Raw genomic sequence first — 14495 nt, 5'->3', positions numbered from 1 at the left:
TATGCTATATACCTATACAGAATAGCAATATCTGCTTTTGCATAACAGGATAGTTTGCTCAATTGAATTATTGAGTAAGAATAAGCTTTTTACTATCGATGCGTACCCCATCCACAAAAAGAGTATACACATACTTGCCGGCAGCAAATATACCTGCTGAAAGGGTGATTTCTCCTTGCGAGAGACCAGCCAGTTCAAAGCTTTTGAGTTCTTGTCCTGAAGAGGAATATATTTTGATGAACGCATGCGTAGTTGTAGCAGGACGTTGATAGGGAATAGTAGTAGATTGGCTATAAGGATTAGGAGTATTCTGCCACAATCCTGCCTGTGGATTACCTGTTTACGGGATTTGTTGGAGCAGGAGTTCTTTAAGTGCGGCCATCTCCTGTTTGAGTATTTCTATTTAGGCTATTTTGCTTTTATTGCCTCATTCTTCCGCTGCAATTCTTTCACGGCATTCAGCAGAATATAAGTAATATTATCCAGGTATTTTTCTTGTGTACCTGAAGAATCTATATAAGTACATTCTCCCATCATATATGGGACAACCTTCTGTATATTGCCTTTATAGGCAGGAAAAGATTGTTTGGTGAGTAGTTTCATGTAAGCTGATTATCAGTTGCACTTTACATGAGCCTTATATGATATGAGTTATTTTCGCGTTACACATAGTCTGTTTGAAAAAGGAGACAGCAAAGCGGTTCAAATCCTATATAACCAGGTTCGGTTATATAGGATTTATTATGAAAGTTTGAGCGTATCATTTCACAAAGAATATAATCTGTAATAGATGAGTTTTAAAAAATCAGGAACAGTTTTGTCGTATAGTTTTTATAAACGAATTATTATAGTATTTTCAGGATTAATATTTTTTTAAGAAATGCATATTTAATTGTATATTTTCTATAAAAAAGGGTTATAAGCTATTTTGTTTGTACAAGGATAAATGTTTACTGTTTTGATTATTAGACAATTGTATTTTTAATGATTGTAACATAATTAGGATTTTTTATTTAAACAGCTTGAATGGATTTGCCAGGAATAATTTATTTTTTATCCTGCTGAAGCAGGTACGTTTTTCACTCTGTTAGATCATAGTATGCTATGCTATCTTATTAAGATAAACTGTTTATATAATCAAATACATCATATTACTAGTCGCTACTGGAAATATCTTATTAGAAATCTGTAATTAAGAGTAGGGTATAAATATGATTGAAGAAGAAGATGCATTTAAACACTCGGGTCCTCTCTGGTTAGAAGGTGATTCTATAAATAAGCTAATTATAGAAAGCGTAAAGGACTATGCCATATTTATGTTAGATACGGATGGCCGAATCCTTACCTGGAACATAGGGGCAGAAAGAATAAAGGGCTATCAGGCAAAAGAAATCATTGGAAAACATTTTTCTGTCTTCTATCCACCAGAAGCCCTGGCAGATCAATATCCTCAATATGAATTAAGAAAAGCAAAACAAGAAGGCCGCTTTGAAGATGAAGGCTGGCGTGTGAGAAAAGATGGGTCTACTTTTTGGGCAAATGTAGTCATTACTGCCATTTACAATACTGATACGCAGCACATCGGCTTTTCTAAAGTGACCAGAGATCTGACCGAAAAACTCAGAAATGAGGAGTTAATGAAAAAGAATAAGGAACTGCATAAAATCAATATTGATCTGGATAATTTTATTTATACCGCCTCTCATGACTTAAAAGCTCCAATAGTGAATTTAGAAGGTTTACTTTCTAGGTTATCTAAAAAGTTAATCCTTATTGAAAGTTCTGCTGAGATGGAAATATTGGAAATGATGAAAACTTCTATTCTCAATTTAAAAAAAACAATAGCAAATCTAGTAGAAATCACTAAAAGCCAACAAAATACAGGAGAAGCGATTGAAGCAATTTCTTTTTCGGAGATCATTGATCATGCAAAAGAAGATATCGACCTGTTAATTGTGGAATCTGATGCTCAATTCAGAGAGGAGTTGATGGTAAAAGAAGTATTGTTCAACCGGGCTTATTTAAAAAGTATTCTCCATAATCTGCTTACTAATGCTATCAAATACCGATCGCCGTCAAGAGATTTGCAGATTACTATCAGAACCTATAGAGAAGCATCTTATATTGTGTTATCAGTTAAGGATAATGGACTGGGCTTAAGCAAAACTCAGCAATCTAACTTATTTTCACTTTTTAGAAGATTTCACACCCACGTAGAAGGATCAGGCATAGGGCTTTATTTAGTTAAACGGATTATAGAAAACAGACAGGGTAGAATTGAGATAGAAAGCGAAATAAACAAAGGAAGTGAATTTAAGATATTCTTTGTAAGCGAGTGAGTATCGTGTTTTTAATATACTGATGGATTGAAATATTTTCTGATCCGGATTGAGTTGATAAGATGCGTTGTGCCAGAAGCAAAATATGTAATGTATTGCAGGTATACAGAACATCACAAAGCAGATAATTTAAAAGATTTTAAGAAGCAGGTTACTACAGGCATCTTTGTGCTTACTCAAATTTACTGTATTCCTCCACTTTATGAACCATACCAGCTATGCAAATGCTTTTCCTGTTGTTCAACCTTTGGTTAGGCTTCATTGTGTATTCCCCGGCAGAAAAGCTGGATACACCCAATCGGCAGGTAGCCATTACCTTTGATGATTTGCCTGCTTCCTACGGCGAAAGTGAAAAAATATTACCCAAATTGATTTACATCCTGAAAAAGAATCAGGTACCTGCCACCGGATTTATCAATGAAGCTAAACTCTATGAAAATAACCGGGAAGTAAGCCGCCGGACACAGCTATTAAGGGATTGGCTGAGGGCAGGTTTAGACTTGGGCAACCATAGTTTTTCTCATGTATCCATCGATCAGGTTTCGGTACAGGAATATAAGCAGGAAATAATCCGGGGAGAGAAGATCACCAAACGTATCCTAGGTGAAGCAGGCAAACAAATGAAGTATTACCGACATACCCAGCTCAGAACTGGTCCAACACAGGCTTATAAAATGGAATTAGAAAAATTCCTGAAAGAAAAACATTATACCATTGCCCCTGTAACCATTGATAACGACGAATATATCTTTGCCCATATTTATGCCAGGGCCAAAGCCAGAAAAGATACTGCTACTATGAACCAGGTGGTAAATTCTTATATACCTTATATGGATACTATATTCGCCTTCTACGAAAAGTTATCAACTGATTTTTTAGAGTATGAACCCAAACAGATATTACTCCTGCATGCCAATGAACTCAATGCTGATCACATGGAGACTTTGCTCTCTATGATGAAAAAACGGGATTATCAGTTTATTTCCCTGGATGAAGCTCTTGAGGACAAAGCCTATCTGTTGCCTGATGCTCAGGCTAACAAAGGTTATTCCTGGATACAACGATGGATGCTAGCCAAAGGTCTGGCTATTCTGGAACAGCCTCAGGTACCATTATTTATCAGCGAACTGTTTGAAAAATACCCTAATCATTAATTCAAATTATGCATTAGGGGAAAGGTTCATAAGTATAAAATCCGGATTAATACCTTAAATGGCATTGGCCTTTGGAACAGCATCAAGCTTAGAATTTCTTAAGATTATATGTTACTTTTTGCCTGAAGACCAATGAGTAAGAAAAAAGCTTCCCGGTTTTTTAGAGACTGTTCCAAAAAGTGTGGAAATATTTTTCTCATAGGTTTAGTTTGATTCTGTCCGGATAGAGAATGGCAAACTGCGCTAGGATACGCTGCCAATGCGCTACCGGCATGGTCCACTTTTTACTCACCTGCTCCAAAGCTAAATACACCGTTTTCAGCACAGCTTGATCATCAGGAAAGACCAGCTTATTACGGGTGTATTTGCGAATCATACTGTTTAAGCTCTCGATGATGTTAGTAGTGTAGAGCAAGCGGCGGATTTCCTGTGGGAAGTCAAAGTACACACTGAGCCTGTTCCAATTGGTAAACCAACTTTTAACTACCTGTGGATACTTTTTATTCCATTTCTCCTCTAATTTCAACAGGTGAGTTTCGGCTACTTCCCTAGTAGTTGCCTGGTAGATAGGATATAGGTCCTGAGCAAATTCCTTACGCTCATCAAATGCTACATAGGCTAAGGAATTACGGATCTGGTGACAGAGACATACCTGTACCAGGCTGTGAGAGAAAGTAGCTTCCACTGCCTCAGGCAACCCAACTAAATTATCGGTAGCGGCTAAGATAATATCTCTTACCCCTCGCCCTTTCAAGTCAGTCAGTACTTGCAGCCAAAAGGAAGCAGCCTCAGTGGCCGATAGCCACTGAGGCTGCTTCCTTTTGCCTTCCGCATTCAGGCCAATGGCTAAATAACAGGACTTACAGATCACTTTGTGTTCCTGCCGGACATGAAAACGTAAAGCATCTAGCCACGGACCCAGCGATAAACCCTGTTTAGGTCCGCATTAAATATACCGGCTGTAAAGGGCGTTGTTGCCATTCGGTGACTAGATTGACAATGCGGGAAGTAATTCGGGAGACAGTCCCTTCAAGTAATTCTACCCCATATAATTCTTTGATCTGTTGTTCAATATCGCGTGTACTCATTCCCTTACTATACAAGGAAAGTACCGTATCTTCTACTTTGGTTAAAGCTGTCTGGCGCTTTTTTACAAGCTGTGGCTCAAAACTACCTTCCCGGTCTCGAGGTACCTGCAAGTCTAATTTGCCATAGGTAGTCTTGAGTTGTTTCTCTGTCTTGCCATTACGGTAGTTGCCATCAGCCACAGGCTTGCGTGCATAACGGCCATAGCCCAGATGTTCATCGAGTTCACCTTCCAGCATCTGATTCAAAGCCTGCTTGTATAAATCAGTGAAGAATTGAGTCAGATCCTGTTCACCCTTAAACTGGGAGAGAAATTCTTTGGTAAGGATTGGTTTGTCAGCTTGCATAGGTAGTGTTGGTTTGGATAATGAATTTAACTATTTTTCATTTTCCACACTTCCTGTAACACTCTCCCGTTTTACCTGTATTAAATAGAAAGCAGTGACTGATGCTTTTCTAATCACTAGTTAAGAATGTTAAATTGCAATTTGATTGTAATCTAACATTCTTAACTAGTGATAATATATTACTTGATGGTAATTTTTTGCTGGTATTTCTTATTCGCACTTTCCACCACCACAACATACATGCCGCTACTAAGCGGGGTTTGCGAACGGATGGCTAAATCAGTACCATCAGCATATATTTTACTTCTATAAACTTCTATCCCTAATATATTGTAGATACTCACCACTATTTCGCCTTTGTAAGCTAATCTAATATAGAATTCTTTGCCATCAGAAGGGTTAGGATAAACATTAAAAGTATGTATAGCTTTAGAGTTATTGTTTGCATATACAATTTTTGAAGAAACCTTTCTGTTATCTTTATCTACCTGTTGTAATCTGTAATAATTTATCCCTGCCAGGCAATTTTGGTCAACGTAAGAATATCTCAAAATGGATTTTGATTCACCGGCAGCCGCCACTTTAGCAATGGGTGTAAAGTTTACGCCATCTCCACTTCTTTCTAAGATAAAGTGATCGCTGTTGTGTTCATTGGCTGTTATCCACTGTATTTCCACTTCCCGGTTGTTGGAAACTGCTTTTATATCAAGAAGTTCTACTGGTAAAGGAATGTATGTATAAGTGCCAAATGTATATGGGCTGAACTGTGAAATCATATCCGACATAATATATCCAGAAGTGGTAGTGGCTGTAGGTGATATATAAGAGTTGCCTCTGCTTTGCCATATACCATTCGCGATTGTAGTTCCTTCCTGCGTTGTATCTGCTTTCAAACTATATCTGGCTACTCTCAGATCACTCCAGTCATTGGGCAGTAGTGAGATATTAGTTGCCGCTGTCCAGTGCAGAGATATTTTTCCGGAACTGCTGCCATTGATTCTATCCATTCGCCAGTACTCAAAAGGACTTACTAAATCTAGTTTCGGTGATAAAGTCGCTCCAGGAAAACCTTGTGCTCTGATGTATTCAGCACGGAAGAAATTAAGGTTACTATCATTAGGTTTAATTCCTATTTGTCCCAGATACCCATTATTTCCTACCGGGAAAGTGAATACATCGGTGCTTTTTGTCACTTTGATCATAGGGCCATTTACATAGCTTACATTTAAACCACCAGACACCTGGTTTGCTACGCTACTACCTGTAACTGTAGAGAACTCATCCATCTGTAAGTAATTAGTCTGACTGGTATTTATTAAGCCATCAACTAATGTTAATGCATTCGTGCCACCGACTAGAGTAAGGGGAGTACCCAATGTGACCTGCCCACTACTTGACCGGTTCATGGTTAGCCTGGCTATAGACCGATAGCCAGTTGTAAATTTCAAGGTGCCATTTACATTGCCTGTACCTCCAAAGACCAAAGCAGAAGTAGTGGTAGTAGGATCAGAAGTAATACCTGTTATGGTACCTGGATTAGTAGAAAGTGTACCATTAAAATAGAGCGTTTTTCCATTAATCGCCAGTTCATCGGTAGCTTTCTGAATGTCTAATAAATTACTAAGCGTTATATCTGATGTTTGCTGTACAATAGCTGTGGTAGCTGAATTTCCCTGGTCAATAGCAACATTAGAGAATGTACCTGTACCGGATATATTCTGTTTCGTATTGCCATAGAAAGTAATAGTACCGGTTCCAGCCAGTGTTCCATCATTGGTCATATTGCCACAGATCCTTAGGTTATAGCCTGCATTAATTGTAAGCTGGGCACCAGGTTCAATGGTGATATTTTGTACCTGAGCCGCCTGATTAATAAGACTTATCCCATTTACCGGATCAGCACCATTGATATTGGTTTCTTTATAGGTATCCCATGTATCTGGGGTACGGTCAGGAAAATTCCCGTTGATTACCGGATATACGCGGCCAGCACCTAAAGTAGCAGGTATGATCACATTATCAGCGCAGGTAGGTAAATTAGGTGCACATAATCCCCAGTTATCTGATTTAAACCAATCTGAGGTATAGCCAATCCATACAAACTTATTTAATGGCTGGAAAGCTACATTCTGGTCATCACATTCATAAAACTCAATGTTATCTATGCCTACGTCATTCCCGGAACCTGCTACGCTGACATTCCCAATACCCAGGGTTAATTCTGTTTCATTCCCGGTATTAAACTGAACGGAATATTTAACCCATGTACAGGAAGAGGCATAATTGTCTGCAACATCATCACCCATCCGGTAACAATTGACATATACACCAAATTGTAAGGTATTCGCATGCGCCTGGTCTATACTGGTACCCCAGAAAGTAAATACGTAATTGGTATGTTTCTTTAGATTTTTAACAGTTTGCTGCCATAAAATTTTTGAACCACTTGGACTGGCATCTGTAATAAGCATATTCCCTCCATCTACTCCTCCAGCGGTAGGAGCATGTTGGGCTGCAGTAGTCATCGTACAAAAAGCCCCGTTATACCAGTTTGGATTTGTGCTGATTGTATAAGCGCCTTGTGCCAGCTGAGTATGATTGGATGGTTGTTTCTGGGCATATTCTGTGAAAAAATCACCTAATTCATATTCAATAATACCATTTCCATTTATATCATTCAGATTATTGGCACCTACCGAATTAAAATTTCCGTTAACAATAAGATTAGTGCCTGAGCAGTTTACAAAAATCTTCTTTTGATTACTGATACAGCCTGATGTACTGACAGCAACCAGGTAATATTCACCTGTTCCCGGAAAATCAGTAAGCTTAGGCGTGTATGAACTACTATTGGTGCCTGGAATTGGAATAATAGTTGCTGCTCCGGAGGTTAATCTATATCCCCAGTAACTGGTAGTATAACCTGTTGCTGTTGCTGTTACAGTAGCTAATGTTGAGTTGCCAGCATCTAATGTTTCCGGACCTGGGTTAACAATATAATACATCGGTTTATTATTGGCAGCACTAATCACAAAAGGATCGTTCTGATCGCTGCTTATAACACGATACCGGTATAAATTACCTAAGTCTTTTGTTCCTGCTGTTGAATAGAGATCAGAAAATGTTGCAGGAATACTAAACGTGTTGGTTGTATTGGAACTGGAAACAGTAAGAGTTCCTACAATATTGCTTGTTAAGTTGGAGAAATTACCGTTGATATCAGATCTTTGTACTTTAAAAGTAGTATTTGAATTGAAAGCATTGCCCCCTCCGGCTGTGTTTGCAGTTACAACTATATCAATAGGATAGCCTGCATACCAGCAAGCCATATTAGCCACCAATTGTGTTACAGGGTTGATTTGTAGGTTTTTCACAGTGATGCTTCCGGTGCCGTTATCAAAAACCATTTTTACCTCACTCAAGTCTATGGCTGAATTGCTTATAGCCATATTGCTAGATATTCTCGTAGTACCTGCCCATAAATCAGACCGGCCATTATCAATCGTATAAGTAGTACCATCTGGACCAGTGTAGGATAGTGCATTTCCTGCATTTTTATTGACTACCCACCATACTTTAATTCCGGAGGATTGAGTGGCAGAAGTGAATGTGCCATCAACAAGCCTAATTCCGGTACCACTTCGTAAATTGAATTGCAGACTAGCGGCCGCATTAATCCGGGATCCGTCATCGGCAAATCCGTTCCCTAACATGAGGGCCGCATTATCAGTTTGGCTGCTTGCTGCAGAGGCAGACAGTTCAAACCTAATAATAGCGGCTGTTGGAGCCGGGTTAAGATCACGGCTTCGCAATACATATGGCGTGCCGGTACCTCTGGTAAAAGTGATATCTGTATTATTAGAAGCTGTAACGGTTCCCGCCATTCTGTCGAATTTGTTAACAGCTACATAGGTATTGTTATTAAAAGCCCGGGTAGTAGTAGAAGCAGGAAGTACTACCGGATAAGCCGTAGAATTGTTTATAAATTTTCCGTTCGTTCCTATAGTAGCGGTTGTAATCAATATGTTTGATCCGGAAGCGGTTAGTGTACCACTTGTAATATTAAAATTAGTAATTTCAGCTTGTGTGCTGATGGTAAAATCTGAACCAGTTCCGGTACGGTTTAATGTAAAAACATCCAGACTTCTAGTAGCAGCACTAGCAGGGTTAAACCTTAAGTTCCCACTTACAGTTTTATTGTCTCCATTAATGATAATGGATGAGGTTGTAGAACCTGTAAAGGTGCCTAAAGAATTATTAACATAATCTCCGCTGATGGTAAGTGTTCTTCCATTTAAATTCAAACCTGAGGAAGTAGTGGTAGTATTGATCGTGAAGGTGCCATTTACAACCGGGGCTGCCGTAGCACTTAGTGTTACCAGAGTACTGTTTCCTGTAGGAGTTGTTCCTATAGTCAGGTTATTTAAAGCCGTTGCCGAAGTGGGCAGTTCCGGACCTGTACTAGGTTGAAAGGAATAGGAAGTTGAAGCAGTGTAGGTTACATTGATTTTACCATTGATGGCTGGTGCGGCAAATATACCCGATGCATCCGCCTTACGAATAATATTCGTGATTGCATTTACATTCTCACCCATCGTGATGGTGTTTGAGTTAGTAAAATAGCCTGATTGTAAACTCAAACTACCTCCATTATAAATAGTTACATTCCCTGCAGGACGTAATATAGCTCCATTATTTACACCTGCTTTGTTAATGGTTAGAGTAAGCAAGCCGCCTGTTACCAGAGGAACATCTGTACTAACACCGGAAGCACCACCTATACTGAGGTTGGATGTAAGCCCTCCTGCGATAGTAGCAGTACCTGCTCCTAAGGATGTGGTACCATTCAAAGAAAGTGTATTGGCACCAATCGAGAGAGTACCGGTTGTGAAAGTAGCCAGTCCGCTGATGGTTAAAGATTGCGATAAGCTTACAGTAGGCGTAGCAGCAGTGTTATTGAGTGTAAAGTTACCTACTGTTATAGGTAAGCCATTGCCTGTTACCTGAGGCAGGGTTCCATTATATGTAAAAGAACCTGAGGTAAGCGCCCTGGTACCACTTACTCTGATGCTACCTACACTTGTGCCTGAATTGATACCATCCGGAGAAGCTGTTATGATGGTACCGCTTACAGTGAAACTGCCTGTTCCTAAAACTGCACCAGTACTACCTGCATTTAAGGTACCTGATATAGAAGTGCTTCCATTTACGGTGGCTGTGTAGCCATTTAAGTTGAGAACAGCTCCTACTGGTATAATTAAATTATTACATACAATAATATTCGATGTTAACGTTACAGTTCCACTAATGGTATAGTTTGTATAAACAGGAGCAACATTAGAAAAGGTTTGCTGTCCGCTTCCGGTATAATTAACCACACTATTACAAGAGGGGATTAGGATACCAATTGAATTATTTGGCCCGGCCAGATTCAGAATATGTGCCAGATTTCCTACACTCATATCAATCGTTCCTGGTCCGCTCACATCGCCATTTACATTTAAAGTTTGAGGAACTGTATTGCTAAACTGTAAAGTTGAACTTACAGTTAAATTGGTATTAATTGTTGAAGAAGTGCCATCAAACGTTTTTATGCCTGAACCGGAAATAATAAGATTTCTGTAGCTGGTGCTGGCAAATATTTGTTGATTTCCGGTGCCATTATAATTTACTGTACTGGCATTTGCAGAGGTTGTAAGCATTCCTATCCCATTATTAGCTCCTGCTAAATTCAATGCATGAGGCTGATTGCTCATATCAATGGCTCCTGTTCCGCTTAAATCACCGCTTATAGATACTGTTTGAGGTGTAGAGGCACTATATCTTAACGAGCCATTGATGGTGGCAGTAGATGAAACAGTTATATTACTGCTTAGATTTACCTGAGAGGCATTACTGATCGTTAAGCTGCCAATAGTAGCAGGAAATCCATTTCCGGTCACCTGCGATCCGGCTCTATTAAATTCAATATTGGTATTAGCCGAAAAAGTTCTGATTCCGGTAGTCCGGATATTTCCAAGCGCCGGATTGGTATTGTTAATACCATCTGCTGAACCCAAAATAATTGTAGCACCGGTATTGGTTGTAAAAGACCCAGTACCTGCAATCGCACCTGTGCCTGCATTGAGTGTACCATTCACTACTGCCGATTTTATAATTGTGACCGTAAAGCCATTCAGATTGAGAGTAGTGCCGACTGGAATAAGTAAATCGCAAACCATGATATTACCCGTTAAAGCTTCGGTTCCGGAAACAGTATAGTTATTTCCAACAGGATTGCTTAATACGCCTGCGCCAGCTGTATAATTGATAATACTGTAACAGGTAGCCAGTAATGTAGTAATAGCATTGGAGGTACCACTTAAATTTAAAGTATGTACCTGATTGCCACCAGTCATATCAAGAGTGCCTGTACCACTCAAATTTCCATTCACATCCAGAGCCTGGGCAGCACCGGTAGCATAGGCTAAAGTTGAACTTACAGTTAAGTTACCGGCTACAACTACATCTCCCTGCAATGTCTTTGTGTTAGAACCCGATATGATTAGGTTTCTGTAGTTGATATTGGCTCCTGCCAGCACTTGCTGATTACCATTTCTATCATAGTTGACTGTGCCTGCTGTGGAGGCTGTTAAAGTGCCAAGGCTATTGTTTGCGCCTGCCAGATTCAATACATGTGCCCGGTTTCCGCCACTCATGTTAATGGCACCACCTGCGCCAACCAAATCACCATTGAGATCCACAGTCTGGGTAGTGCCTGCAGCAAATTGCAGAGATCCGCTGTTGATGGTGGTAGTGCCACTCACCGTTAAGCTGTTGGTTAAGGTCACGGTTGGGGTGGCAGCTGTATTGCTGATGATTAAGTTGCCAATGGCCGTTGGAGAAGCAGGCAAGCCATTTCCTGTTACCTGTGCAGCTGTGCCATTGTATTCAATGGTGCCGGTTCCATAATTTCTTGTGCCACTTACCCGCATGTTTCCACTGCCTGTACCGGTAACTAAACCATTGGGTGAACCTACTTGTAGAGTACCTGTAGAGTTGAGTGTAAAAGTGCCTGTACCTCCAATATAACCTGTTTGTGTGTTTAAGGTGCCATCCACGGTGGTACTGCCATTGACAGTGGCAGCATAGGTGTTAAGGGTAAGTGTTGGATTGGTGTTGGCAATGTTTAAGGCGCTTGCCACTGTAATATTGCCTTGCAGGGTTTTTTCTCCTGTTCCTGATATGGTCAGGTTTCTGTAACCTGTACTGGCAAATACTTGCTGATCTATATTCCCATCATAGTTTATTGTACTGCTATTGGAAGAAGTAAGAGTGCCAATTGCATTAGTAGGCCCTGATAAGTTCAATACATGAGCCCGGTTTCCGCCACTCATGTTAATGGTACCACTTCCTGAAAGATTACCATCTACATCCAGGGTTTGGGCAGCACCGGTAGCATAGGCCAAAGTAGAACTTACCAGTAAGTTGCCCGCTACCATTACATCTCCTTGCAGAGTTTTAGTGTTATTGCCTGAAATAGTCAGATTTCTATAGTTGTCACTGGCAAATACTTGCTGGCTTCCGTTTCTATCATAGTTGACTGTGCCTGCTGTGGAGGCTGTTAAAGTGCCAAGGCTATTGTTTGCGCCTGCCAGATTCAATACATGTGCCCGGTTTCCGCCACTCATGTTAATGGCACCACCTGCGCCAACCAAATCACCATTGAGATCCACAGTCTGGGTAGTGCCTGCAGCAAATTGCAGAGATCCGCTGTTGATGGTGGTAGTGCCACTCACCGTTAAGCTGTTGGTTAAGGTCACGGTTGGGGTGGCAGCTGTATTGCTGATGATTAAGTTGCCAATGGCCGTTGGAGAAGCAGGCAAGCCATTTCCTGTTACCTGTGCAGCTGTGCCATTGTATTCAATGGTGCCGGTTCCATAATTTCTTGTGCCACTTACCCGCATGTTTCCACTGCCTGTACCGGTAACTAAACCATTGGGTGAACCTACTTGTAGAGTACCTGTAGAGTTGAGTGTAAAAGTGCCTGTACCTCCAATATAACCTGTTTGTGTGTTTAAGGTGCCATCCACGGTGGTACTGCCATTGACAGTGGCAGCATAGGTGTTAAGGGTAAGTGTTGGATTGGTGTTGGCAATGTTTAAGGCGCTTGCCACTGTAATATTGCCTTGCAGGGTTTTTTCTCCTGTTCCTGATATGGTCAGGTTTCTGTAACCTGTACTGGCAAATACTTGCTGATTACCTGCTCTGGTATAATTAACAGTACTGCTATTGGAAGAAGTAAGAGTGCCAAGACTATTGTTTGTGCCTGCCAGATTCAACACTTGAGCCCGGTTTCCTGGGCTCATATCAATAGTACCGCTTCCAGTTAAATTTCCGTTGATAGTAATTGTTCTGGTAGCATTATTATCAAATTCCAGGGTGCCATTTATTGTTGCATCTCCAGTAATCGTAAAGGAACCATCTCTTAATTCTATATTATTATTGGCTGCTATCAGTAAGCCAGCTATTGTACCGCCGTTGGGAACATTAACAACAGTAATAGTTGTAGGTAATCCACTATTAAATCTAACTACATCAGTGGCAGCTGGAATACCATTCGGATTCCAGTTACCTGCTCGATCCCATCTGTTGCCACCAAGAGCAGCCAAGCCTGTACCGATCCAGGTTTTCTGTGCATAGGCTGAGGAAGCACTAATTCCAAATAGAAGGATTATGCTTAATACACATTTTTGTAGGCAATTCTTATTAAACAAATAGTCTATTACCTTAATGTAAATTTGTATCATTTAACTAACTGGCTAATTATTATAAGATTCAAAAACATAAGTATTTTATACCCTTACAATGAGATCTGCCATTGAAGAAATAATGAATTGAATTCATTCTCCAATGGCTGGCGGGGCAAAATGATTTTACTTATTCAAGAGGTGGATTTGTTTGTGGGGTAAATTTCTATATAACTAACCAATATAAAGTACAAATAAACCGGGCAGATATAGAGAAGGGATGATATGGGAAAAGTTATAGTTTTATAGTAACCTAAATAAAAACAAGATATATAGATTACATGAGTGTAATTATTTATAAAGGAGGACAATACTGTTTTATTAAATCATTCTTTGAATAGCTATATTTAGTTATATCAATAAATTTATTATATATAACTAAATGAAATTCATTATTTTAAAATGGAATATTTATTTGCTTATCTAAAGCTTTTTAATTATTTCATTAGCCATATCCAATAATTTAAAAATATAAATATTATAAGGCTAAATAAAAATAACATGTAAGGGATGGATAATATAAAAAAATCTTACAGTCCTATCTTTTTATGCTAAACTGAAAAATCAAAGGAAAGCTGTGTGATAAGACTGTGGATAGTACATTATCAAGAACTTTTTACATCAATCTAAATGTAACTACTGAAGATATGGCTATAAGCAATAATTAAAATCCCTATAACAAAAAAGCCACTATCCGCAAGAATTTTCAATGGTTACTTCAACAGGGTAGTTTATTTGACTTTCCGAATAATATCATAATAACTTATATAATCCACAATA

At 39.5% G+C, this 14495-nt stretch carries 5 protein-coding genes and 1 pseudogene; 2 read left to right on the top strand and 4 right to left on the bottom strand.

Annotation, left to right across the window (positions count from 1 at the left end; translation table 11 throughout):
• Nucleotides 1-67: 67 nt before the first annotated feature.
• Both GXP67_RS06780 and GXP67_RS06775 read right to left on the bottom strand, forming a co-directional pair.
• Nucleotides 68-319 (bottom strand): T9SS type A sorting domain-containing protein, encoded by a 252-nt coding sequence (locus GXP67_RS06780; protein ID WP_162442439.1) that lies wholly within the window; start codon nucleotides 317-319, stop codon nucleotides 68-70.
• Between the two features lie 89 nt (nucleotides 320-408).
• Nucleotides 409-603 carry a hypothetical protein gene (locus GXP67_RS06775; RefSeq protein ID WP_162442438.1) on the bottom strand — a complete coding sequence of 65 codons (195 nt, stop codon included), beginning with the start codon at nucleotides 601-603 and terminating at the stop codon, nucleotides 409-411.
• Nucleotides 604-1211: 608 nt separating this feature from the next.
• Between GXP67_RS06775 and GXP67_RS06770 the strand changes: the two genes are divergently transcribed.
• Both GXP67_RS06770 and GXP67_RS06765 read left to right on the top strand, forming a co-directional pair.
• Nucleotides 1212-2339 carry a sensor histidine kinase gene (locus GXP67_RS06770; protein WP_162442437.1) on the top strand — a complete coding sequence of 376 codons (1128 nt, stop codon included), beginning with the start codon at nucleotides 1212-1214 and terminating at the stop codon, nucleotides 2337-2339.
• Nucleotides 2340-2557: 218 nt separating this feature from the next.
• Nucleotides 2558-3493, top strand: coding sequence for a polysaccharide deacetylase family protein (locus GXP67_RS06765; protein WP_162442436.1), 936 nt, complete (start codon nucleotides 2558-2560; stop codon nucleotides 3491-3493).
• A 196-nt stretch (nucleotides 3494-3689) separates the two neighbouring features.
• On the opposite strand, the pseudogene GXP67_RS38525 reads toward GXP67_RS06765, so the two are convergent.
• Nucleotides 3690-4926, bottom strand: a pseudogene (locus GXP67_RS38525) (IS256 family transposase).
• 179 nt (nucleotides 4927-5105) lie between these two features.
• Nucleotides 5106-13715, bottom strand: a complete 8610-nt coding sequence (locus GXP67_RS06750) for a T9SS type A sorting domain-containing protein (protein WP_162442435.1) — start codon at nucleotides 13713-13715, stop codon at nucleotides 5106-5108.
• Between the last annotated feature and the right edge of the window lie 780 nt (nucleotides 13716-14495).

It is taken from the genome of Rhodocytophaga rosea, from assembly GCF_010119975.1.
Lineage (GTDB): Bacteria > Bacteroidota > Bacteroidia > Cytophagales > 172606-1 > Rhodocytophaga > Rhodocytophaga rosea.
The sequence above is the reverse complement of the archived record's forward strand: the minus strand, read 5'-3'. Positions and strand labels throughout refer to the sequence as shown.